The sequence below is a fragment of the Nocardia paucivorans NBRC 100373 genome, from assembly GCF_000308675.1.
In the GTDB taxonomy this organism is placed as follows: Bacteria; Actinomycetota; Actinomycetes; order Mycobacteriales; family Mycobacteriaceae; genus Nocardia; species Nocardia paucivorans.
The window spans coordinates 1-21267 of the sequence record NZ_BAGE01000023.1 but is presented as its reverse complement, the minus strand read 5'-3'; the positions used below and the strand labels follow the sequence as shown (position 1 = coordinate 21267).

At 64.9% G+C, this 21267-nt stretch carries 26 protein-coding genes; 11 read left to right on the top strand and 15 right to left on the bottom strand.

Features of this window, described 5'->3' with window-relative positions:
* Positions 1-6: 6 nt before the first annotated feature.
* Positions 7-810 carry an SDR family oxidoreductase gene (locus tag ON32_RS05055; RefSeq protein WP_040789080.1) on the bottom strand — a complete coding sequence of 268 codons (804 nt, stop codon included), beginning with the start codon at positions 808-810 and terminating at the stop codon, positions 7-9.
* A gap of 118 nt (positions 811-928) precedes the next feature.
* Positions 929-1321, bottom strand: coding sequence for an Rv3235 family protein (locus ON32_RS05050; RefSeq protein WP_051132872.1), 393 nt, complete (start codon positions 1319-1321; stop codon positions 929-931).
* Between the two features lie 418 nt (positions 1322-1739).
* Here ON32_RS05050 and ON32_RS05040 point away from each other — a divergent pair, with 418 nt between their 5' ends.
* Positions 1740-2747 carry a metal-dependent hydrolase gene (locus tag ON32_RS05040; protein ID WP_245550809.1) on the top strand — a complete coding sequence of 336 codons (1008 nt, stop codon included), beginning with the start codon at positions 1740-1742 and terminating at the stop codon, positions 2745-2747.
* A gap of 21 nt (positions 2748-2768) precedes the next feature.
* Here the strand turns inward: ON32_RS05040 and ON32_RS05035 are convergent, their stop codons facing one another.
* The gene (locus tag ON32_RS05035; protein ID WP_040789041.1) at positions 2769-4277 is read right to left on the bottom strand and encodes a flavin-containing monooxygenase; all 1509 of its coding nucleotides are present in this window, start codon (positions 4275-4277) and stop codon (positions 2769-2771) included.
* A 117-nt stretch (positions 4278-4394) separates the two neighbouring features.
* Here ON32_RS05035 and ON32_RS05030 point away from each other — a divergent pair, with 117 nt between their 5' ends.
* The gene (locus ON32_RS05030) at positions 4395-5111 is read left to right on the top strand and encodes a VIT1/CCC1 transporter family protein (protein ID WP_040789039.1); all 717 of its coding nucleotides are present in this window, start codon (positions 4395-4397) and stop codon (positions 5109-5111) included.
* 78 nt (positions 5112-5189) lie between these two features.
* On the top strand, positions 5190-5981 hold the full coding sequence (locus ON32_RS05025; protein ID WP_040789037.1) for a hypothetical protein: 792 nt from the start codon (positions 5190-5192) through the stop codon (positions 5979-5981).
* Positions 5982-6052: 71 nt separating this feature from the next.
* On the opposite strand, the gene ON32_RS05020 is transcribed toward ON32_RS05025, so the two are convergent.
* Entirely contained in the window at positions 6053-6538 is a 486-nt protein-coding gene (locus tag ON32_RS05020; protein ID WP_051132871.1) for a PaaI family thioesterase, read from the bottom strand.
* 93 nt (positions 6539-6631) lie between these two features.
* Here ON32_RS05020 and ON32_RS05015 point away from each other — a divergent pair, with 93 nt between their 5' ends.
* The gene (locus ON32_RS05015) at positions 6632-7072 is read left to right on the top strand and encodes a winged helix-turn-helix transcriptional regulator (RefSeq protein WP_040789035.1); all 441 of its coding nucleotides are present in this window, start codon (positions 6632-6634) and stop codon (positions 7070-7072) included.
* 36 nt (positions 7073-7108) lie between these two features.
* Here ON32_RS05015 and ON32_RS05010 read toward each other — a convergent pair whose 3' ends face one another.
* Complete coding sequence (locus tag ON32_RS05010) at positions 7109-7504, bottom strand: nitroreductase/quinone reductase family protein (protein ID WP_040789034.1); 396 nt, start codon at positions 7502-7504, stop codon at positions 7109-7111.
* An 861-nt stretch (positions 7505-8365) separates the two neighbouring features.
* On the opposite strand from ON32_RS05010, the gene ON32_RS05000 reads away from it, so the two are divergent.
* Both ON32_RS05000 and ON32_RS29860 read left to right on the top strand, forming a co-directional pair.
* A complete protein-coding gene (locus tag ON32_RS05000; protein WP_040789031.1) occupies positions 8366-9124 on the top strand; it encodes an HNH endonuclease family protein in 759 nt (252 codons plus the stop codon).
* Positions 9125-9156: 32 nt separating this feature from the next.
* Positions 9157-9837, top strand: coding sequence for a hypothetical protein (locus ON32_RS29860; protein ID WP_245550808.1), 681 nt, complete (start codon positions 9157-9159; stop codon positions 9835-9837).
* Positions 9838-9878: 41 nt separating this feature from the next.
* Here ON32_RS29860 and ON32_RS04990 read toward each other — a convergent pair whose 3' ends face one another.
* The 5 genes from ON32_RS04990 to ON32_RS04970 form a co-directional block, all read right to left on the bottom strand.
* A complete protein-coding gene (locus tag ON32_RS04990) occupies positions 9879-11090 on the bottom strand; it encodes an FAD-dependent monooxygenase (protein WP_040789071.1) in 1212 nt (403 codons plus the stop codon).
* A gap of 198 nt (positions 11091-11288) precedes the next feature.
* Positions 11289-11939, bottom strand: a complete 651-nt coding sequence (locus ON32_RS04985) for a PadR family transcriptional regulator (RefSeq protein WP_040789029.1) — start codon at positions 11937-11939, stop codon at positions 11289-11291.
* 177 nt (positions 11940-12116) lie between these two features.
* Positions 12117-12467: a DUF3817 domain-containing protein gene (locus ON32_RS04980; RefSeq protein ID WP_051132875.1), complete on the bottom strand. Its 351-nt coding sequence runs from the start codon at positions 12465-12467 to the stop codon at positions 12117-12119.
* An 11-nt stretch (positions 12468-12478) separates the two neighbouring features.
* On the bottom strand, positions 12479-13000 hold the full coding sequence (locus tag ON32_RS04975) for a glucitol operon activator (RefSeq protein WP_040789025.1): 522 nt from the start codon (positions 12998-13000) through the stop codon (positions 12479-12481).
* 82 nt (positions 13001-13082) lie between these two features.
* The gene (locus tag ON32_RS04970) at positions 13083-13958 is read right to left on the bottom strand and encodes an oxidoreductase (RefSeq protein WP_040789023.1); all 876 of its coding nucleotides are present in this window, start codon (positions 13956-13958) and stop codon (positions 13083-13085) included.
* Positions 13959-14472: 514 nt separating this feature from the next.
* Between ON32_RS04970 and ON32_RS04965 the strand changes: the two genes are divergently transcribed.
* Positions 14473-15366 carry a helix-turn-helix domain-containing protein gene (locus ON32_RS04965; RefSeq protein WP_040789021.1) on the top strand — a complete coding sequence of 298 codons (894 nt, stop codon included), beginning with the start codon at positions 14473-14475 and terminating at the stop codon, positions 15364-15366.
* Positions 15356-15562, top strand: coding sequence for a DUF397 domain-containing protein (locus ON32_RS27560; RefSeq protein WP_083874040.1), 207 nt, complete (start codon positions 15356-15358; stop codon positions 15560-15562). The genes ON32_RS04965 and ON32_RS27560 overlap by 11 nt, the downstream gene beginning before the upstream one ends.
* A gap of 107 nt (positions 15563-15669) precedes the next feature.
* Here the strand turns inward: ON32_RS27560 and ON32_RS04960 are convergent, their stop codons facing one another.
* From ON32_RS04960 to ON32_RS27555, 4 genes are all read right to left on the bottom strand, one after another.
* Positions 15670-16452: an ESX secretion-associated protein EspG gene (locus tag ON32_RS04960; RefSeq protein ID WP_040789020.1), complete on the bottom strand. Its 783-nt coding sequence runs from the start codon at positions 16450-16452 to the stop codon at positions 15670-15672.
* A complete protein-coding gene (locus tag ON32_RS04955; protein WP_169331589.1) occupies positions 16449-17684 on the bottom strand; it encodes a PPE domain-containing protein in 1236 nt (411 codons plus the stop codon). The genes ON32_RS04960 and ON32_RS04955 overlap by 4 nt, the downstream gene beginning before the upstream one ends.
* Before the next feature lie 20 nt (positions 17685-17704).
* Positions 17705-18106: a hypothetical protein gene (locus ON32_RS04950; RefSeq protein ID WP_051132868.1), complete on the bottom strand. Its 402-nt coding sequence runs from the start codon at positions 18104-18106 to the stop codon at positions 17705-17707.
* 70 nt (positions 18107-18176) lie between these two features.
* Complete coding sequence (locus ON32_RS27555; RefSeq protein WP_245550807.1) at positions 18177-18701, bottom strand: DUF3558 domain-containing protein; 525 nt, start codon at positions 18699-18701, stop codon at positions 18177-18179.
* A gap of 785 nt (positions 18702-19486) precedes the next feature.
* Here ON32_RS27555 and ON32_RS29300 point away from each other — a divergent pair.
* The 3 genes from ON32_RS29300 to ON32_RS04935 all read left to right on the top strand — a co-directional run bounded on the left by ON32_RS29300 (position 19487) and on the right by ON32_RS04935 (position 20954).
* Positions 19487-19831 carry a hypothetical protein gene (locus tag ON32_RS29300; protein WP_040789018.1) on the top strand — a complete coding sequence of 115 codons (345 nt, stop codon included), beginning with the start codon at positions 19487-19489 and terminating at the stop codon, positions 19829-19831.
* Positions 19832-19983: 152 nt separating this feature from the next.
* The gene (locus ON32_RS04940; protein ID WP_245550806.1) at positions 19984-20430 is read left to right on the top strand and encodes a hypothetical protein; all 447 of its coding nucleotides are present in this window, start codon (positions 19984-19986) and stop codon (positions 20428-20430) included.
* Positions 20427-20954: a DUF3558 family protein gene (locus ON32_RS04935; RefSeq protein WP_040789014.1), complete on the top strand. Its 528-nt coding sequence runs from the start codon at positions 20427-20429 to the stop codon at positions 20952-20954. The genes ON32_RS04940 and ON32_RS04935 overlap by 4 nt, the downstream gene beginning before the upstream one ends.
* Positions 20955-21066: 112 nt before the next feature.
* Here ON32_RS04935 and ON32_RS04930 read toward each other — a convergent pair.
* On the bottom strand, positions 21067-21267 hold a 201-nt coding region (locus tag ON32_RS04930; protein WP_040789012.1), incomplete at its 5' end, for a non-canonical purine NTP pyrophosphatase.

Below are 21267 nucleotides of genomic sequence, written 5' to 3'. Positions count from 1 at the left end.
ACCGGCTCATCGGCGCAGACCGTGCACCCGGGCGACGACCCGCTCGATAACGCTGCCCGGAACCAACCGCCGCAGCAGGAACACGAGCGGCGCCCGACTTCCGGTGGCGTACAGCGGTTTCGGGCGGTCTGCTTCGATGGCGCGCAGGATGAGCGCGGCCACCTTCTCCGGCGGGATACCGTTGCGTTCGTTGTGATCCAGCCGGGTGAGCATGGTTCGGAAGTCATCGCCGTAGGGGGAATCCTCGGCAATGTATTTGGTGCGGCGTTCCCCGATACCGGTGCTGATCGATCCGGGTTCGACGGTGGTGATCCATACCCCGAACGGCGAGGTCTCCAAACGGGCAGCGTCCGCGAATCCCTTGATCGCGGCCTTGGCCGCCACATACGAGGAACGGTAGGCCAGCGGGAAGCTGGCCAGCATCGATCCCACCATGACGACGCGGCCGTATCCCCGTTCCCGCATCCCGGGCAATACCAGCTGCGTCAGCCGCACCTGGCCGAACACATTCAATTGGAACAGGCGCAGCAGCGCCTCGCGCGGTAGTTCCTCGAAGGGACCCGACTGGCTTTCCCCGGCATTGTTCACCAGCACGTCGATCGGGCCGAGCTGCGCGCCGAACTCCTCGATCCCCGCCACATCGGTGAGGTCGAGCGCCCGGTACTCCACACCGGGAATCCGGTCCGACTCCGCGATCGTCTCCGGATGCCGGCTGGTCCCGATCACTCGATAACCGTGCTCGACCAGCAGCCGCGCGGTCGCCCGGCCGATACCGGACGACGCACCGGTCACCAGCGCAGTCTTGGTCATACTCCCTCGATCCTCGAGCAGGCGCCGAGCCGCGGACCGCTCCGCCGCCCGGTTGGCCAATGTATCCGATGGGTTGTATCCGATGGGTTCGACGATATTCTCCGCGAACCGCGCGGCACTACACGCGCAGAGCCGTGAGCTGCCACCCCGTCGCGGGGGCACGGGTGATTCTGGCGGCGATGGCGAAATGCCGGGAACCCCGCTGATAGGTACCGCACACCTCGATGGCGCCGTCGTCGCCGCCGATGACGTGCACTCTCGCCAATACCGCGGTGCCCAGTTCCCGATGGCGCAGATGGTTCCCGCCGACCAGGGTGCCCACCGCCGCCTGCACCGCCGGTGACGCGAACCGGGCGAGCTGGGCAACCGGACGCCTACGGTCCAGCACCTCGAGCACCATCCGCAGCACACGCCAGGAGTATTCGCGGGCCTCGGCCATCGCCGCGGTATGTCCGGCGCGCAATACCTGGCGCACCCCCTCGGGAACACCGTGGCCCGATACCGCTCCCATCCGCGAGCGACGCCGACCACGGGGAACGCCACTCGAACAGACCGCGGTAACGGAACCACCACCCCGCCGCCCCTTCGACACCACGGCGTTCCCGCAGGTCGGCTGCGAGTGGGCCCGTTCTCGTGGTGGTGTCGCGCGAGTGGTCCCACCACCCTCGGTCTCCGCCCGCGAACCAACCGCACCCCCTACCTCCGAACCGGAACCACCCCGGTCCGGCTCGTTCGGATGGCGACGAGCCGACGGTTCGAAACGAGGAACCGGCCGCAATACCGGTCGATACTCGGACATCCGATCTCCCCCATATCCGGTATGACTCCCCCACACCCGGACCGCCGCGCGCCGATCCGATCGGGCCAATATGGCATCGATTCCGAACACAGGTGTATGTGACGTTCGGTTCCCCATAAAACCCCACGGCGTGTCATGCGCAACACGCCGCAATGGCGCGGTCGAGGGCGGTATCGACATCGACATCGACATCAACATCAACATCAACACCGACACCGACACCGAGCCGGACGCCCTCGGCCCCCCGATGTCACGAGTCCGGCCCACCGTCTCGGGACTCGGCCGCATCCCTTCCCGAGCACATGGCAATACCACCTGCGGCATGCCACAGCCATCCGATCACCAGGACTTCGGAGTTCTCACCGCATCGGTTCGGGTTGCTAAGTTGGTCGGGCTGTCCAGGTCCACCGATTCGGGGGAAACACTTTTGCTCGGTCACTCCCATGCCACCAGCGGCGCCCTGGCCTTCGCCGCGGCCGCCACCCTCGTTCCGGTCGCCGCCGCGGACGCGATGGAACTGATCCAGGGACCGGTCCGGATCAGCGCCATGGAGCTGGTGCTCGGCACCTTGATCACCGCGGGCGCGGCACTGCTGCCCGATATCGACCACCCGAAGGGCACCATCGCCCAGTCTCTGGGCCCGGTGAGTCACTACCTGGCCAAAGGTGTTTCCACGATCTCGGGCGGCCACCGCCACGCCACCCACAGCCTGTTGTTCGTGATCCTCGCCGGGTGGGCGACCTGGGCGGGCCAGCATTTCCTCGGCCGCCCCTTCACCCTGGGACTGGTCTTCGTCATGCTCGCCTTCGGGGTGCGCGCCCTACACCTGAGTCCCTCGGGTGATTCGCTGCGCGCCTACGGCCTCTGTGTGATCTTCGCCGGGGCCGGGACGATCCTCATGCACCGCTGGCTTCCCGACACCCCCCGCTGGCTCCCGTTCGCCATCGGCCTCGGCTGCCTCATCCACCTGGTCGGCGACTGTCTCACCGAACGCGGCTGCCCACTGCTGTGGCCGCTGAAACAGCGCGCCGCCATCCCGGTCATCTCCCGCACCGGAAACAAGGTCGAAACCTGGATTCTCACCCCACTCATGGGCGTGGGCACCCTCGTCCTGCTCTACCTTTACGCGGTGCCCTGACGACGGCGTAACCGAACCTCCTCACACCTCGGCCCGGACCGGGGTTCGCAGTGCCGAGCGCGGTGTTCCCACCAGGGTTTTGCCCAGTCGGGTTCGTAGCGTTGTGACCGAGTCGAGCAGGTAGTTCTGCCGCACCCGCCACGGATGCCGGTCGCCCTGGCGCGGGAAGTGGCCGATGGAGCGTTGTACATACCCCGAGGTCAGATCGATCAGTGGGCGTTCGGACAGACCGCGGTCGGGGCGAGGGACGATGGCCGCGTAATCGTTGCGATCCATATGGCGCAAGATCTTGCAGACCAACCGTGAGGTGAGGTCGGCGCGCAGGGTCCAGGAGGAATTCGTGTAGCCCAGGCATACCGCGAAGTTGGGCAGCCCGGTCACCATGGCGCCCTGCCAGACGAACTGGCGGGCCAGGTCCACCGGCCTCCCGTCGACGGTGGGTGCGATACCGCCGAAGGCCAGCAGTCGCAGTCCGGTCGCGGCGATCACGACATCGGCGGGCAGGACACGACCGGAACGCAGGCGGATACCGTCGGGAACGAAACCGTCGATATGGTCGGTGACCACCTCGGCCTTCCCTTTACGCACGGCGCGGTAGAAATCGGCGTCGGGCGCCGCGCACAACCGCTGATCCCACGGGTCGTAGCGGGGTGTGAAATGTTCGGCGACGAGTTTCTCGTCCTTCAGAATGCGGGTGGCCAGGCCGGTCAGCAGTTTCCGCGCGGCGGCCGGGCGGCGTCGACAGTACTGGTAGAAGCCGATGCCGAACAGGATGTTCTTGGTGCGGATCAACCGGTGGGCGAGGTCCGGGGGCAGCAGGGCGCGCGCCCGGTCGGCGAAGGCGTCCCGCCCGCGCACGACCCCGATCCAGGTGGGGGAACGTTGCAGCATGGTGACCGACGCGGCGTCGTCGGCCATGGACGGCACGAGGGTGACGGCGGTCGCGCCGCTACCGATGATCACCACGCGTTTTCCGCGGTAGTCCAGATCTTGCGGCCAGAACTGCGGATGGACCACGGTGCCGGTGAAGGATTCGATCCCGGGGAATTCGGGGTTGTGACCTCGGTCGTAGTCGTAGTAACCGGCGCAGGAGTAGAGGAATCCGCAGGTCAGGGTGCCGCGTTCGACGGCACCCGTGGAGTCGCGGCGCTCCAGTGTGAGGGTCCAGCGGGCGTGTTCGGTCGACCAGTCGGCGGCCACCACCTTGGTGTGGTAGCGAACCCGGCGGTCGATCCCGTATTCCGCGGCGGTTTCCCGGATATAGCGCAGGATGGAGGGTCCATCGGCGATGGATTTGGCATCGCGCCACGGTTTGAACGGGTAGCCGAGAGTGAACATGTCCGAGTCCGAACGGACCCCGGGGTACCGGAACAGATCCCAGGTACCGCCCATATCGCCCCGGGCTTCGAGGATGGCATAGGTCTTGTCCGGGCATTCGGTCTGTAGCCGGTAGGCGGCGCCCACACCGGACAGACCCGCCCCCACGATCACCACATCGAGGTGTTCCGGGGCAGCAGCGGTCTCGGTCATGCCCTACAGTGTCGCCGAACCCCGGCCCGGCGTCGCGACCACCTCCGCTTCGCCTCCCGCCGCGAGTCGAAATGTCACCGTCGCGTCCACGGCCGAAACATTCCCTAGGCTGACGTCATGAGCGATGCCGAGGCTTCATCGCGCGAACCGCACGGCACGGGACTGGCCGCGAAACTGAACTGGCTGCGCGCGGGGGTGTTGGGCGCCAATGACGGGATCGTGTCGACAGCGGGATTGGTGGTGGGGGTCGCGGCGGCCACGACCAGCACGGACACCCTGATCACCGCGGGTGTGGCGGGTGTCGGAGCGGGAGCGATCTCCATGGCGGTGGGCGAATACGTCTCGGTGAGCACCCAGCGCGACAGCGAACGAGCGCTGATCGAATTGGAGCGCCGGGAACTGCACGAGGCGCCGGAGGACGAGCCGGCCGAGCTCGTGGAGCTGTATCGGATGCGGGGCCTTTCCGCGGAGACCGCCCGGAAGGTGGCCGAGGAGATGACCGCTCGGGACGCGCTCGCCGCACATGCCGAGGTGGAGCTCGGCCTGAATCCGGCGGAGTTCACCAATCCCTGGCATGCGGCGTTCTCGTCGGCGATTTCCTTTGTGGTGGGCGCGTTGCTGCCGTTGGCGGCGATTCTGCTTCCGCCGGTGTCGGCTCGTGTTCCGGTGACGATCTGCGCGGTGTTGGTGGCGTTGGCACTCACCGGGTCGGTGAGCGCGCGACTCGGCGGCGGTAGTCGAGCACGGGCCGCGGTCCGGGTGGTGTGCGGTGGAGCCCTCACCATGGGCGTTACCTACGGTATCGGCCAACTTGCCGGCGTCGCGGGGTTCTGATCCCGAATCTCGCTGCGGATCAGAACTTTTCACCGTCCATCCCGCGAATTTCTATGAGAACTTTGCTGTAATTACCGGGTGAGTTTCCTCTTCGCCGTATTGCCCGCCGCCGCAACGGACTCGGCCGAACAGGCATACGAGCAGTACGTGGCGATGGAGCGCGCACCCGAACCGACGGCGCCTCTTCCGGTTGTCGGGGTGGTCTACGCATTGATCGACCGCGCCGATGCCGGTCTGTCGGTGCACCGACCACCCGATGGGCGCGGTCTGCTGTTGCGCGCCACGGTCGACGATCGGATCGCCTGTCTATCCGCCCTGCTCACCCTGACCGGCGAACGCGACCTGGCGGTTTTCGATGTGACCGCACGCCGCCTCTACAGCCCTCGCCGGCGGGCCCGTATGCCGATCACCGTCGGCGAGATCACCCTCCCCTATCTCACCGAGGAGCTCCTGCGCGAACTGCTCGACAACCCGTCCACCCCCACCCTCACCGTCACCCGCGCCCCCATGTGCCATATCGGCACCCGACGGCTACCGGAGGGTGTCCACGAACTGGAGCACCGCCGAATCGACGACTTCTATCGACTGCTCACCGACAACACCGAGCTGGTCCACAAGACCATCTGGGCCTGGGCCACCGACGACCCGTGGTGGCAGCAGGCAATCGCCTGGCAGCCCGTCACGGCTCGGACCGATGAGCCCACGAACCCCGAGGACGATATCGACACGGTCATGGCCGAACTCCGCCGAATGGCCGAGGAGACCTCCGACCTGCCGACCCTCGATCTGATCTCCACTCTGAACGACCTGGACTCCCACACCCGAGCCATCCTCGACCGCGCCGAAGACGACGAACCCCCTGTCGACTGAGGCCTTCCTCGCGACGAGACCGGCACCGCGGATGAGGACGGTGGCACCCGAGCCGTGACGGTTCGACCGAATCAGCCATTCGACGGCGTCGGCCGCTCCGGGAGCGTGACCTGCCCGTACTCGTTGTGCAGCCGTACCTGCCCGCGCGCGACCGCCCGCTCCCGATCGTCGGTGACCTCGACCGACCACAGTTGCTGACTACGCCCCCGATGCACCGGGGTCGCTTCCGCGAACAGCGTTCCGGACGACACCGCCCGGAGGAAATCGGTGTTGTTGTTCACGCCGATGACCCGCCCACGCCCGGCCAACCATGCCGTGGCGGCGACACTTGCCGTCGATTCGACCACGGAGCAGTACACCCCGCCGTGCACAATGCCCGCCCCCTGTTGTAGCGCGGGGGTCACCGGCAGTTCCGAACGAACCCGATCCGCGGATATCTCGGTGAATCGAAGACCGATAACGCCGTGGAAATACCGACTCAACCATGCGGTCACCTGCTCCGGGGTGAGGTCCCGATAGGGGTTGTCGTCATCGATCGAAGCCTCGACAACAGTCATTTCAAGGCCACCTCCAGCTAGGTTTCATTTTGCTACCAACTAGGAGACCACAGCGTACCGCCTGGTGCAACCGGTTCTCGCTAGGCTGCGACCATGCCTCGACCCCCCTCGATCCGTCACGATTCCGTAGACGCCGCATTGAGCGCGGTCGGCGACCGCTGGACCTTCCTGGTCTTGCGGGAATGCTTCTACGGCGTGCGCCGTTTCGCCGAGTTCCAACGGAATCTGGGCATTGCGCGCAATATCCTCAGCGATCGACTCGACCGGCTCGTCGGCAACGGAATACTCGAGCGACGCCGATACAGCGACCATCCCCCACGCGAGGAGTACCGCCTCACCGAAAAAGGCCTGGATCTCTACGGCGTGACGGTGGCGCTGATGCGCTGGGGCGATCGCTGGATCGTCGAACGTCCCGCCCTGTCGCTCACCCATCGCGCCGACGGCGGCGCGGTACGGCAGCGGCTGGAGTGCGCGCACTGCGGGGCGGAACTCTCGGCCACCGATGTGACCTACCACGTCCATCCCGCGGAGTGATCGATACCGCCGCCTCCCCCAACCGCGCGAACTCGATCAGGTATCCAGATCCACGCGCACGGTGAGCAGGTCGTTCCCCATGATCCGCACCATGGCGCCATTGGCCCGGGGCAGCGAACGCAGCCGTTTCCGGGCATCGTCGTCGGGCAACACATGCGCCGTCCCGGAATACCACCGCCCACCCGTCCGAACCCGGACCCTGTTGTTCGCCCGAATATTGCGAATGTATTGGGACCGTTCCCCGAACTCCGAGACGAACCAGAACTCGTTGCCCACCCGCGCACCGCCGATCGGCGTGATACGGGGCTCGCCACTCTTGCGCCCGGTCGTCTCCAGCAACTGCTGGAAGGGCAACCGCCGGTTCAACGGATTCGCCACCAGACGTTGGACTGTGGTGACGATGCGATGTTTCACCGCGCGCGCGTCGGCCATATGGCAACGGTAACACCGGAACCCGGTCGGGCCGGGACGTTTCCGTCGCGCGTCAACAGCATTCGCCACCTGCGCGGATCACGGATCCGTCGACCGGTGGAGTATGCGTGGGTGACAATTCGGCGGTGCGAACCCGGTTCACCGACGAGCTCCTCGCACCGACCGCACACCTGACGCAGATGTGCCAACTCCCCCAGGAACGCCACGGAACGGCCCACCGACGCCCTTGTCGCGGTCGGCTCGCTTCCCGGGCGGCCGAGCGCGTCGACGAATACCACCCCGAACCCGTGGCCCCGGCACCCGCACTCGACCTACTCGCCGATATGGGCCGCCCGGCGGCCCGCGCCACCGCCCGCGCCGACACCGCCGTCGCCGAACGAATCCGATTCCGAGCGAACCGACCGATCGTAATATTTCTCCCAATTCTGGGAATCCCCAACGGATTCGGTGTATGTACTGTGTTACGGTTCCACAGCGGAAGACGTGGCCGGTTCGTCGTATCCGGCCGATGAACGTCACGACGAGTTCGCGCCCGGGCCCGAACGTCGGAACGGAGCTATCCCCTCATCAGCTCCGTCCTGCGAGCGGCAGCCGGTCCGGACAATCGGCCCCGCACCCGGTCCCCCGGGCGGTAGCCGGCTCGTTCGTGACAGCCCTCCCCCTGCGCCGTCGCCGGCACGGCGGCGCAGGGGGAGGTGCATCGATCTCCCGGCCGACGATTGCCTCCCATTAACCGTTCCCGGTAGTTTGACGCTTGTACAACTCGGCGCGTCGGCAAGGAAATCCGTTGAAGTTCACAGCGTTCGTAGCTGCATCATCCGCCCGGCTCGTGCCGGTGAGCCGAGTGGGCGGAGATAATCGATGATCAAGCGCATCGGAGCCGCCGCCGGCTCGATTCTGATCGCCGTCGTCGTGGCCGTCGGTTGCTCACTGCTCGAAGACCCCACCGACCCGAACGTCATCACCCCCGACACCGCGGACCCCTCGGCGGTTTCCGCGCAAGAGGTGCTCGACGCCCTGGGGAAACTCCCGGTCGGCAAAGAGGTCCCCATGGCCGGCTACAGCCGCGAGGAGTTCCCGCACTGGGACAACAACGACCCCGAACACGGTTTCGGTCCCGAATTCGCGCAGTACCAGCGCTGCACCACCCGCGAGGTGATGATGTTGCGCGACTCCACCGGCACCGTGACCCTCGACCCGAAGACCTGCGATCTGAAGGTCGGCAAGGACGGCGGCTGGCGCGACCACTACGGTGTGCTGGACCGTAAGACCGGACAGCTTCAGCCGTACAAGTGGATCACCGAGCCGAGCAAGGTGGACGCGGAGCACATCGTTCCGTTGGCCGAGGCATGGCGCTCGGGCGCCGGGAAACTGGACAAGGACACCCGTCGCCGCATCGCCAACGACGCCGTCAATCTGGTCGCCTCCGATCCGTCGGCCAACCGGTCCAAGGGTGACCAGGACCCGGCGGATTATCTGCCGCCGGGAGAATTTCGGTGCAGTTATATCGATCGATACATCAAAATCAAGCTAAAGTACGGCCTGAGCGTTGATTCCGACGAACAGACCGCGCTCCGCACCGCGGTCGACGACTGCGTGAAACGAGGCGAGTTCAAATAGACGTCATCGAGATCCCCATCGAGACATCGATCATGACCCAGGAGGTTGGGACGGTCTCCGGGGAGCTCGATGTCGCCGTCGACGACAAGGGCTACGGCCTGGTCCGCTATCGAGGCACCGACACCTGGTACACGATCGGCAACCTCGAGGCCACCGAGCCGTGCACCTGGTCCAGCTGCGACGAACTCGTCTCGGCCATTGTGGCCGCGGCCGGTACCCGCGACGCGGCCGGTAACACGATTCCGTTCGAGGCCGGCAAGGACGAGGAGTCGGAAGACGCCGCCTCGTCGGACGAGTCTGCGGCGACCCCGGAGGAGTCGGAGTCGACGGAGGAGTCCGCGGCGAAGACGACAGCGGAATCCGAGGCGACGGAAAAGCCCGAGTCGGCGGAAAAAGCCGAGGTAGCGGAAGAGACCAAGCCGACGAAAGCGCCCGAGGCAACAGGAGAGGCCGAGGCGGAAGAATCCACAGCGGCAGCCGACTCCGCCCCGTCGTCGACACAGCCGGAATCGGCAACCGACGAAGCGAAACCGGAGCCGGAGTCCACCTCGGCGAAGTCCTCCGGGCAACAGCCTCCGGCGCAGGAAGCAGCAACCGAAGAGACGACGCCCTCGTCCGAGGAGACCACCGAGCAACAGCCCTCGGCGAACCGCCCCGAAGCGGAGACCGGCGCGCTGCGGCGGCTCGTGCGGAAACTACGGAAACCCTGGTGAGGTGGGTGGGCGCCGACATATGGCGCCCACCCACTCCCCGACTACACCGCGCTCGCGACGAGTTCGGTGTGCACCGGGGCCGCCCAGTCGATCCGATACCGCTGTTCGGCCCCCATCGTCTTCTCGGGATTCATCACCGTCCGCGCCAGCACCGGCATGAGCGTCCGCATCGCCACCCGCGCCACCGGCCCCGGTGTCTTGCTGTGGTTGATCCTGGCCGCGCGCGCCGCCACCCCCTCCACTCGAGTGCGCCGCAATCGCTCGTAGGCGGCGAACGCCTCGCCGGGGGTGGGCAGATCACGCAGGCAGCGCGCCACCTGGATCGCGCTCTCGATCGCCAGCGAGGCCCCCTGCCCGGAGCTGTTGGACGGCGCGTGCACCGCATCCCCCACCAGGACCATCCGATCGCGGTACCAGCGCGGCACCGACGGCATGATGTGCAGCGCCCCGACTATCTGTAGATCTTCGGGCCGGGTGGCCCGAGCCAACTCCCCACCCGGTGTGTCCGCGCCGTAGACATCGCGCAGAATCGACAGCCACCGCTCGGCCGGTATCTTCCGCGCCTCGGTCAGTGACAGATATTCCTTGTGCGGCAGGTTCGCGCCCCAGGCCACCCGTCCGTCGCCCTCCGACCAGTACAGGTAGTAGGCCCGTTTGCCGTAGGCGAAGACCATGGTGTTCTCGTCGAGGTCGACCGGACATTCGGTGAGCGCGCCGAATCCCAGCATCCCGGTGTAGTTCGGGCCGGGCGCGTCGGGATCGATGAGCTGCCGGACGGTGGAACGGATACCGTCACAACCGATCAGCACATCGGCGCGGGCGGTGCTGCCGTCGGCGAAGCGAGCGGTGACACCGGTCTCGTCCTGCTCCGCCCCGATCAGTCGTTTCCCGTATTCCATCGGCACACCTTCCGCAACGGCGTGTCGATGCAGAACCCGGTGCAGCTCACCGCGATCCACCACCTGCATGGGTGGCACATCGGTCAGAGTCGGCAGGGGGATCTTCTTGTCACCGATCCGCATGGCCGTTTTCGAGATCGCTATTGCGATATCGCGGACCGCGTCGCCCGCGCCGATCAGATCGAGGGCGGCTATCCCATTGGGCGCCAAGGCAAGTCCGCTGCCAATGGTGTGCGCGGGGCCGGGATAGGCCTCGTGGACGCGGGCATCGATACCCGCTTTCCGCAGTGCGGTGGCCGCGACCGGCCCCGCGATACCGCCGCCGATCACCAGGGCGGAACCGATTCCGGGCATGGATATATCTCCTCGGGTGTTTCGAATTCGAATCAGTTCGAGTCGGACCACCCCGCGGATCGATAACCCGGTTATCCTGTGTCTGCCAAACTCGCGGCCGGGTGTGCGATTCGAAATGCGCGGGCACGGTCCGAGGCGGTTACCCGGACTCGGCGGTGGTGTTGCCGCACCTCCGCCGAGCCCGGTCAAATCATCGGCTCAGCTGTCTTCCGAGACGTTTCCCCCTTTCGCCTCTTCGGCGTTCGCCGTCGCGATCCCGCCGGTGGTCCACGCGCGCCAACGGTCCTGTTCGGGAAATGTTCCCGCTTCCAGTTCCGCGCGCAGCGCGCGCACCCATTCGGCCTCGGCCTTCAACATGGCCAGCCCGTACTCCGTTTCGATGAGAAACAGCCTGGGCAGCGTGTGCGCGCATTCGACGAGTTCACGCCGAGCCTCGGCGATCTGCTCGTCGAGCGCGACCAGCCGCCTGCCGAGCAGCTCGACCACCTCGTCGGGGGAAAGCGCCCCCAGAATCGAAAGCCCGGCCACGAAGCGTCGCTGTTCCGGGACCGGTTCGGCGATCAGCTCGCGGGTCCAGTCCACCAATTCCGCGCGCCCGGCCTCGGTGATCCGGTAGATCACCCGCTCCGGTCGCGCTCCCGCCCGCTCACTGCCGACCACTTCGAGGAAGCCGGCCTTCTCCAGGTTCTGCACCACCGTGTAGAGCGAGCCCCATTTGATGTCCATATCGCGGTCCTTGCCGCGTTCCCGCAGCGTGGCAGCGATTTCGTAGCGGTGCATGGGCCGGTCGGTCATAACCGACAGCACGGCCAACGCCAGCAGGTTGCCGACCTTGCGCTTCTTCGCCATGCACCCTCCTTACTCGCTTACGAATATACGTAGACGAGCATTGTGGTCGCAAGCATTGGAAAAAAACCGCCCCGGGTCGAATGACCCGGGGCGGTTTCACCATGTGTTTCCATCGGCCGAGGCGATATATGCGCGAACCGAGCGCGGTATGCGCGAACCGAGCGCGCGACCCGCCGCTCAGACGCCGAAGTCGCGTTTCACCTGCACCGCATTGCGATGTTCGACGAAGAACGACAGGAACGGGATGGTCCCGGCGATGAGTGTGCCGATGGTGCGCCCGATGGGCCAACGGACCTTGACGGCGAGATCGGCGGTGAGGATCAGGTAGACGAAGTACACCCAGCCGTGCACGATCGCGATCCAGCTCGGGGTGTCGACACCGAAGCCGTACTGGGCGATCATCTCACCGGTCAACAGCAGCAGCCAGATACCGGTGGCCCAGGCCAGCACCCGGTAGCGCAGGAGCGCACCCGCGATCCGGCGGGTGTCGCCGGCCGATCGGGCCGGGGCGGTTTTTGCCTCGGTGATGTTCTCGCTGGTCAACCGGCGTTCCTCTCGGTATGTCGGATCGATTCGGTCGCGGCGCGCACCTGTTCGTCGATATCGGCGGCGTGCAGCCGGGCCAGGTATTCGTTGTATTCGGCGAGCACCGGGTCCTCGTCCCGGACCGCCTTCGGCCGTTCGGGCAGAAAGCCCGCCGGGATTTCTCGGGGAGCCGAGGGCTTTGCCCGATCGCCCCGTTTCCCGCGCTTGGCGGTATCCGCCCGTGTGGACTTCCCGGGCTCCATACCGTCGGTTGCCGCATCCGCTACTGCGGTCTCGCCCTCTTCGCCGTCCTGGGCTTCCTGCTCCATGCGTACGAACCGGAAGTAGGCGAAAACGGCGAACCCGGCGAACAACGGCCATTGCAGCGCGTAGCCGAGGTTCTGCGCGGTCCCACTGGCAGAGGAGAACCGCTCCCACTGCCACCAGCCCAAGGCCAACGCGGTCATCGCGGCCACGACGACCAGCGCGATCAACGCCGGACGATGATGGACATGACGAGGCGGCGGAGCGGACACGCCTACCACGGTACTCGTCTACTACAACGGCCGTAGAGTGAGGTCGCACCCCGGAAACCGGCATGACCGGGGCATACGCCGATCAGAGCGAGTACGTGATCCCGGTCATACGCTCCGATTCCTCCCACAGCCGCCGCTGCAACTCGGTGTTCTTCGACAACCGGCTCGACGGACAGGCCGTCACCGGCCCGCGCATGCCGAACAACCAGTTCGGTCCCCAATATTTCTCCGGGTCGGCATTGGGTTCGGTGGCGGCGAACAGACTCGAGTGCGCCGCCTTGGCGGGCGAATGTCCGACGATCGCGATGAACGGCTTGGAAATGTGGTCCAGCGGGGTTTCGGTGCGGGTGAACAGATCGGTCGCCGAGACACCGGGATGCACCGCGTAGGACCGCTTGGACGACCCGGCCGCGTCGAGACGGCGCTGCAATTCCCGCGCGAACATGAGATTCGACAGCTTGGATTGCGCATACGCCAGGTTGCGCTGGTACCGACGGTTCTCGTAGTTGAGGTCGTCGATCCACAGCTTCGGCGTCTGCCGGTGGGCGATACTCGCCAGCGTCACCACCCGATCCTTCAAACGGTCCAGCAGCAGCCCCGTGAGTGCGAAATGCCCGAGGTGGTTCACCCCGAACTGGGTCTCGAATCCGTCCTTGGTGCGGGAGAACGGCAGGTTCATCAGCCCGGCGTTATTGACGAGCACATCGAATTCACCGGTGTCCGCCGCGAACTTCCGAATCGAGGCCAGATCCGCGAGATCCAGTTCGGCCACCCGCACATCCCCATCGATCCGGTCGGCGACCCGCTGCGCCTTATCGGTATTGCGGCATGCCATGACCACCGTCGCGCCCTTGCTCGCCAGGACTTTGGTGGTCTCGGCCCCGATTCCCCCGTTCGCTCCTGTAATGATGAAGGTGCGCCCGCTCTGATCGGGTATCTGGTTCGGTTTCCACGCCATATCCAAACCTTACTTAGGAGTAAGTTCCCAGGGAAGCCTGGAGGCGAACGCGCCGCACCACAACCACCCGTCCGCTGCTCTCGACCACCTGTCACCTCCGGTCGATCCGTCCGTCTCAGACGGAGTCGATCTCGGCTCCGGAATATCTCCGCAGGTCACGCTAGCCGGATCCGGCCACTGTAGCTCGAGCGAAGCCTTTCGATTCCTGATCGATATGGTCACTCCTCGGCCACATGCGCCGTCCGGGCGCACCGGGGAACGGTGTGGACGAACCACCACCCGACGCGACCACCAGGGCCGTACCGGATGCGTCGCCACGGCGAGGGGCGTACTCGGATGGACAGCGACGAACCCGCTCCCCGATGCCGCCACAGCCAAGCACCGAAGGAACCCATCCCACCTGCGGCGATAGCCGGTTCGAATGGTTTTGCGCATTTCCCCAGCGCGACGCCCAGGGTTGCGCCACAATGACTTCCACGGCAAGGGGCGGCCGATTTCCAGGAGGGGACTTTTCATGTCCGCCAAAGCATCTGTTGGCAGCGGTAATACTGTGCCGCGACGTCAACTGGGGCGACACCTGCGCGAAATGCGCCAAGCAGCCGGGCTCACCATTGCCGAAGCCGCCCGTCATATCGGGTGCGGGTCGGGGACCGTCCAGCGGCTCGAAACCGGGTATCCGGGACGGATCAGGCTGGACATCATCACCGGTCTGTGCGAGCTGTATGACGAGCTCGGACAGAAGGATCTACTGCTCGGGCTCGCCAAAGAGGCAGCCGCAGAGTCTCGGAACGGCGGCTGGTGGCACGAGTACGGGGAGCTGATCCCCGACGATTTCGAGCTCTATGTGGGTTTGGAATCGATGGCATCCTCGCTCTTGATGTACCGGCCCGACATGGTCAGCGGACTCTTCCAAACGGCCGGCTACTCGCGAGCTCTGGATGCGGCCTATTTTCCCACGGACACACCCGAAGAGCTCGACAAACGAGTACGGATGCGGTTGGGCCGCCAGAAGATCATCACCCGGAAACGGAATCCGGCCACGGTAAGCCTGATTCTGGATGAAGCAGTGCTGAACAGGGTCGTCGGCGGACGCAAGACCATGGCCGCGCAACTGCGGCACCTGGCCGATCTGCCGCCGAACATCGATGTACGAATCCTCCCGTTCTCCAGCGGTTTTCCGATAGGAATGTCCACCGGTCCATTCATCGTGCTTGACTTCGCACCGTCGACGCATGAACCGGCGACCGTATACGTAGAGTCCTACACCAGCGACATCTACTACGACAGAGCCGACACGGTCGATCGCTATCGAAAGGCGTTCCGAACCATGCAGGGAGCAACCCTGAACAGCGTCGACAGCAAGAACCTGCTGAGAGCGAAAGCAAAGGAGTACGAACGTGCACGATGAACTAGCCGAGGCCACGTGGATCAAGTCCAGCCGTAGTGCAGGCGGTAAGGAGTGCGTCGAGATCGCACACCTGAACCGTGGACATGTCGCCGTCCGAGACTCCAAAAACCCGACCGGCCCTGCCCTGATCTTCACCCCTGACAAATGGGACGAATTCGTATCCCACACTCGCTCGGGCAAATTCGACCGTCCTTGATGCAGCCGAACACCCCACTGGGATCGCACCCACGATCTCAGTGGGGCTGTCCGCACTGTGTCATCAATTGCGCTGCCCGCCTTCTTCGAGCATCGCCCTTACCTGGGCTACCAGCGCCGGGCCGGTGAGCGACGGGTCGTCTCGATGAGTCGTTGGAGTTGGCGCGCCACCTCATCCGGTTGGCCGGGGGTGAGGACGAACTCCTCGTCCGGGAGGTGATGCAGGATATAGCGGCCGTCCTCGGGCAGGTAGTCCATCCAATGGAAACCACGCACATCGGGCGTGGGCCGCGCGTCGATTGCGGGACCGGCCAGGACACCCACCTCACCGAACCCCGAACGGCGACGACGAATGATCCGGTTGACCTCCTCGGAAGGCGACAACCGGGTGGGATGCTGCGAGTACTCGGCCTTATCCACATCCGAGCGCCGCGAGCGCACCGGGCGGTACCGCCCCGGAGCACACGCCGGCAGATGCATCACGATCTGTTTCGGCAGTGCCTCGGGCGGTAGCCGGGTGAGGATGATGTCGCGGCCGTATTCCTGTGTCGGCCCCGGCAGTTGGATGGCCAGGGCCGCCGAGCCACGGCTCGTTCCCGCATGCATGCGAACGACCTGCTGGAAATTCGGCCCGTAGTAGCCGTGGACCTCGATCCGAACCTCGGGTTCCAGCAAAACCGAGAGCGCATGATGCAACCGCTCGTCGGCCATCTGCCGAAGCCGTCGCCGCGCCTCGGTCCGCAGTCGCTGATACTCGTCGTATCCAACCGGTTCATGGGGATGGCGGCGTTCGGGCTCGTAGCGAAACGGGTACGGCAACCGATCGCGGCCGAAGCCCTGTACGGCCAAGGTGAACATCATGCCGTCGAGCCGCCAGCGAAGCTCGCTCAACCGCCTATCACCCCACCGGGCGGGAGCGCCGGCGGAATATCACCGATCAACTCACTCTCACGTTCGTAAACCAGATAATCCGGGGTCTTGTGTTCGGTCTCGTCATCGTCCCGACCGCCCCGAGCACCGGGGGACATCATACCCGGCATCCCCATACGCCCCGAACGGCTCGCATTACTCGCCGAAGTGCCGGTCTTCTTCGGCGCAGCCGTATTACTCGGCGTGCCCGCAACAGTGCGGCCGGGCGTAGGTGTGCCCGTCGTGTTCGGTCCCGGCACGCTCGGAGTGCCGGTGGTCAGACCGGGCGTGGTGGTCCGTGGGTTCTCCGTGGTCGGGGTACCGGTCGTCGTGGGGGTGGTGGTGGAGGAGGGAATGGTCGACTCCGGGGTGGTCGACTGCGGAGTCGTCTGGTTCTCTGGAGTCTCCTGCTCCGAAGATTGATCGGTCGTCTCCGGCCCCGGCTGGTTGCTCGGGTTCCCCGTATTCGTATTCGGCGGGTTGGTGGTCCCCCTCGGTTTCCACGGCTGGTCCGTGGGATTCGAGCCCTCCACCGGGTTCTTCAACTGCGGTAGAACCGGCGTTTTACTGTCCACATCCTCCGCGCCGGGACGGTAGTACGTCGTCATGATCCATCGCGCCGTCTCCTGCGCCTCATTGGCCCGATACTCCGGCCCCTTGAGGATGTTCTGCATCGGCAGCGCGCTGATGATCTTGTCGCCGATCGTCACATTGTCCGGTTTGGCCACCGAACTCTTGGCCTGCGCCAAATGGCCCTCGATCAGGTCCAATCCATGTGCGACCATCTGGAAACTCGCCGCCAGCGCGGTGAGCTCGGTCGCGAACGCCTTCGTTCCCTCCACCGCCGCCCGCGCGGATTCACCGTTCCAGTATTGATCTATGGCGGCAGTGATGCCCTGGGTGAACGTGGTATCTGCCTCCCGAACAGCGGTTGCCAGCCCTCGCCACCCATCGGCGAGACCATTGATTTCGCCCGGATCGACCTCCGTAAGCGCCTGATAGATCTCCTGATGCGACATGGTTTCGAACGGATCAGGTTCCTGAATCGCCTTCGGTGCGAACTGCGCATTCGGGTAGTCCGACAACAACCCGGACCACTCCCCGCCCACGATGGCCCTGTCCCCGTCCCATTTGGTCTTTTGAGACTCGGCCAGCTGGGTGTCGGTCCGCTTGTTCTCCGCAGCCTCGGAAGGCCCGCTGAAAACCGAAGTCATCCATTCACTCAACCCAACCATTACTGCTCCCCTGCATTACCGAGCGCAGCGGCGGTGGATTGATCTGTTTCCTCAATTTTTCCAATCGCCAATGAGTAGGTATCTTCCATCAACTTGGCGATATCAATCGCCTGCTTCAGACGATTCACGGCAGAATCATCGTCTGTCACAGCCTTGTTTGCGAATTTCTGCTGAAGAGCCTGCGCCGACTTCAAACCACCGAAACCCGTTACGAATTTGAGCCTTTCCGCCGGGCGTAACTGCTCTTCTAGCTGCTTGATCAACTCGCCCACATGGCGCTTCAGCTCAGCCCCAAGCTCTGGGTCCATCCGAAGTGCACCATTTTCAGCTTGGGTATGAAGATTCTGCCAATGCTGCATCATTCCAGCCAGCTGCGGATCGGCGTTCTGATCATCCGTCACGGGTCTACCCCCTATTCACCCTCGTTCCGACCCATCGTTTCTCGCGCTGCATTGCCGTCCATCCCGACCCTCACTTCGGCAGAAATGGTTCGAGCTCCCGCGCATGCCGAATAGCCAGGTCACACGGCGGCGACTGCGGCATCGATTCACGCTCGCCATAACGCCAGTCGACGATCACGTTGAACATTCCCTGCTTAGCAGGAAAACTGACATAACAAGAAAGATGGTCCGCGTCAGAGCTGCTATAGAAACTGAGACCAGACCTCTCGTTTACTTGCACCGACCGGAACCCCGTCACCGCAGGGTTGCTGTAAAGCTCATCTTGCCTATGCGTCGTCGACGCGACGCTGACGAAATATGGCCCGTCAATCGAATCCCACGCACAGATGCGCCACGTGCTCGGCCCCTCCGGAGGATCGATATCGGCGTCCTTGGTTGCCGGATCCACCCGCGTAGCCCGCAACGCCTCATCCGACAGATCTGTACACGGGTTGTACTCGACATTTGTGTCCCCGTTTGCGGTGCTCTGCCCTTGCGCTTCGGGTTGTCCGTCCACTTCCGACGAACACCCCACAACCAGCCCCAACAGAGCCACACCGGCGAGCGCTACGCGACCCGCGCCCCCACCGTATCGCCGTACCACGGAACGCATGCCCCTCCTGCCACCGGTGCGAACAACCCCGCACACTCGTCCAAAGCACCATACCGCGATCCAATATCGGCCAACAGCCCATCCGGTATCGCCCTGCTACCGACCGCACCGGCACAGAACCAGAGAAGCCGAAGACCGCTCCTCGGCAGCCTTCCTCTGGTGGCCATGCCGCCACATCCACCTCACGAACCGCCCGCGGCGATGCGATCCGCAATCGGGCTACCGATGATGTTCGGCTCCATATCACCGTCTGGAACCTGGTAATAGTTCGCCGAGCGCAACTTCGGGCCTTCGACGGCGTCACGTATCCGATGGAACCGGTGCCGGCGTCATCCGCGTCCGATTCAGTGAGAGGTCGATCGAACCGGTACGAGGAGTGACGGTGGATTACGAGAAACCCGACGGTACCCTCGCAGACCATTCCGGTCTTCCGAGATGGATACGCGTCGGAAGGTGGTTGCGCAGGTTCTTCGCCGAGCTCTACCGATCCGGCGTTTTCACCCCGCTTGCCCAGGTCGCAGGCTGGCTCGTTGTCCTCGTGGTGGCCCTAACGGCATCGCATGGATCGGAAATCCCTACCTCGACAAGGCGTCCGAAGCGCACGAAGCCGCTTCCGCGTGGATGCCTCCGCCTCCGGTCGAGTCCACGACCCCTGAGCCTCCATCGAGCTCGATCCACCGTCAGCCGCTCCGCCCGAGCCGGCGGATCTGATAGCGGAGACGACCGGTGTGGTCGGTGATGTCAACGAGGCGGTGAAGAACGTTACGAGGATGGCGGGCAGTGAAGTGAACATGCTCGAGACGCTCCTCGCACCGATCACCGCCAACTGGAACGAGTTACGTCGGATCGGCGAATCGTACAAGCTCGCGGGAAACTCCATGGAGAGTTGCGGCGGCAACCTCGAAGAGGTGGTGCGCCGAGTCGGCCCACACTGGGATGGCAAGGCCGCGCTGGCATTCGAAGGGTGGGCACAGTCCCAGATCGCGGCCATGAAATGGGAAGGCCCCGTGGGCCGGGTCATATCCGACCTCCTCCCAACCGTATCGACAATGCCGCCAAGAAGGCCGCGCTGATCAATGACATCGCGATGGTGAGCCAGGCGCAGAACACACTGAATCGGCCGAAGGAAGCCTATGAGACAGGATCGGGACGCGAGCCGTGGGAGGACGCGGTATGAGAACCGCGCAGGAACACCGAGAAGTAATCGTGAACAACGGTGATGTCCATGCTCGATGACCCGAATCTGGATCCCGAGGTGGAAGCGATGGCGCGACGGGTACTGAATGCCGCCGATGATCTGGAGACGGCAAGCCTGCGCGTCGAACGTACCGTTCTCGAGGACCTGTGGCGTGATCCCATCCTGGTCAACGAAGGACTCATGAGCGCCTTGGCTGCCATCCCCAACGCATCGCCCGAGCTGAAGGCGTATGCGGCGAGAGTCGAGGCGGGTGAATGTCGATGGCCCGAGATAGAGCTGATGGCTCGTCCCGTGCCGCCGGAAGTCGCGGAGTTGAAGAACTCACCGTCATATGCCTGGACCTGGGACATCCCCGAGCCCGTAGCGGAACCCACGCCCCCGCCACAACGGAAGAAGGCCCCCGGCGTCGTCGGTCCTACCGACTGGCCCGACGATTTCGACGAGTACCCGACACAAAGGACCTGGTTGGTATGAGAAGAAGTATCGCGGCGACGTTGATCGGCCTCGTTGCGTCGGCAACGGCCTGCGGCAGCGAGAACGCTTCCGCGGGCAGTGAAAATCGAGCCGCACACCCCTGCGACATACCGAAATCGGCACTGACCGATTCCGGCTTGAACACCGAGCCGCTCATGACGGAACCGTTCGGGGCCGAGTTCGCGGGGTGGCAGGGGTGCTTCTGGAAGTCCACCGCGGGCTGGTACGACCTCGCTGTCTACTATGGCCCGATCCCATTGAACGAGTTCGAGAAAGATCAGCGCTATCGGGACTACAAAGCGGTCGGCTCAACCACGGTCGATTCCCGTGAAGCCGTGAAATTCGCCGATTCCCTGGACCCGGAACGCCAGGAGCGATGCTATATCGGTATCTCGCTACCGCAGGGCATGGCGCTCATATGGTCACGAATTCCGGTGGGACCTGCCGGTGGGGCGCCGCAAGGCAACCTTTGCGGCGAGGCCGAACGGATCAGCGGCCAACTGGCTCCCCACCTGCCCGGATAATTCGCTTCGCCCATATAGGAGAAGGCGCTACCCGGTTCGGCTCACATACGGTGGGCAGGACGCACGGACCGAAAGAGGCCGAGCCGGGTACGGGGTCCGATACTCCGGCGCGTCAGGCGCTTCGGTCGGCCAATGCGGTGAGGGCCGGGATGAGTTGGGTGAGTGCCCGCCCTCGATGCGAGGCGGCGTCCTTCTCCGCCGGGCTCAGTTGTGCCGCGCTGGTCGCGCCACCGTCGGGCCGGAACAGCGGATCGTAACCGAATCCCCCGTCGCCCAACAGTTCCCGCCCGATCGTGCCCGGCCACTCCCCACG

What these genes read in the sequence shown, in the direction of transcription:
- ON32_RS05055 (WP_040789080.1), bottom strand. Translation starts at nt 810, where the DNA reads ATGACCAAGACTGCGCTGGTGACCGGTGCGTCGTCCGGTATCGGCCGG.
- ON32_RS05050 (WP_051132872.1), bottom strand. Translation starts at nt 1,321, where the DNA reads ATGGGAGCGGTATCGGGCCACGGTGTTCCCGAGGGGGTGCGCCAGGTA.
- ON32_RS05035 (WP_040789041.1), bottom strand. Translation starts at nt 4,277, where the DNA reads ATGACCGAGACCGCTGCTGCCCCGGAACACCTCGATGTGGTGATCGTG.
- ON32_RS05030 (WP_040789039.1), top strand. Translation starts at nt 4,395, where the DNA reads ATGAGCGATGCCGAGGCTTCATCGCGCGAACCGCACGGCACGGGACTG.
- ON32_RS05020 (WP_051132871.1), bottom strand. Translation starts at nt 6,538, where the DNA reads ATGACTGTTGTCGAGGCTTCGATCGATGACGACAACCCCTATCGGGAC.
- ON32_RS05015 (WP_040789035.1), top strand. Translation starts at nt 6,632, where the DNA reads ATGCCTCGACCCCCCTCGATCCGTCACGATTCCGTAGACGCCGCATTG.
- ON32_RS05010 (WP_040789034.1), bottom strand. Translation starts at nt 7,504, where the DNA reads ATGGCCGACGCGCGCGCGGTGAAACATCGCATCGTCACCACAGTCCAA.
- ON32_RS05000 (WP_040789031.1), top strand. Translation starts at nt 8,366, where the DNA reads ATGATCAAGCGCATCGGAGCCGCCGCCGGCTCGATTCTGATCGCCGTC.
- ON32_RS29860 (WP_245550808.1), top strand. Translation starts at nt 9,157, where the DNA reads ATGACCCAGGAGGTTGGGACGGTCTCCGGGGAGCTCGATGTCGCCGTC.
- ON32_RS04990 (WP_040789071.1), bottom strand. Translation starts at nt 11,090, where the DNA reads ATGCCCGGAATCGGTTCCGCCCTGGTGATCGGCGGCGGTATCGCGGGG.
- ON32_RS04985 (WP_040789029.1), bottom strand. Translation starts at nt 11,939, where the DNA reads ATGGCGAAGAAGCGCAAGGTCGGCAACCTGCTGGCGTTGGCCGTGCTG.
- ON32_RS04970 (WP_040789023.1), bottom strand. Translation starts at nt 13,958, where the DNA reads ATGGCGTGGAAACCGAACCAGATACCCGATCAGAGCGGGCGCACCTTC.
- ON32_RS04965 (WP_040789021.1), top strand. Translation starts at nt 14,473, where the DNA reads ATGTCCGCCAAAGCATCTGTTGGCAGCGGTAATACTGTGCCGCGACGT.
- ON32_RS04955 (WP_169331589.1), bottom strand. Translation starts at nt 17,684, where the DNA reads ATGACTTCGGTTTTCAGCGGGCCTTCCGAGGCTGCGGAGAACAAGCGG.
- ON32_RS04940 (WP_245550806.1), top strand. Translation starts at nt 19,984, where the DNA reads ATGCTCGATGACCCGAATCTGGATCCCGAGGTGGAAGCGATGGCGCGA.
- ON32_RS04935 (WP_040789014.1), top strand. Translation starts at nt 20,427, where the DNA reads ATGAGAAGAAGTATCGCGGCGACGTTGATCGGCCTCGTTGCGTCGGCA.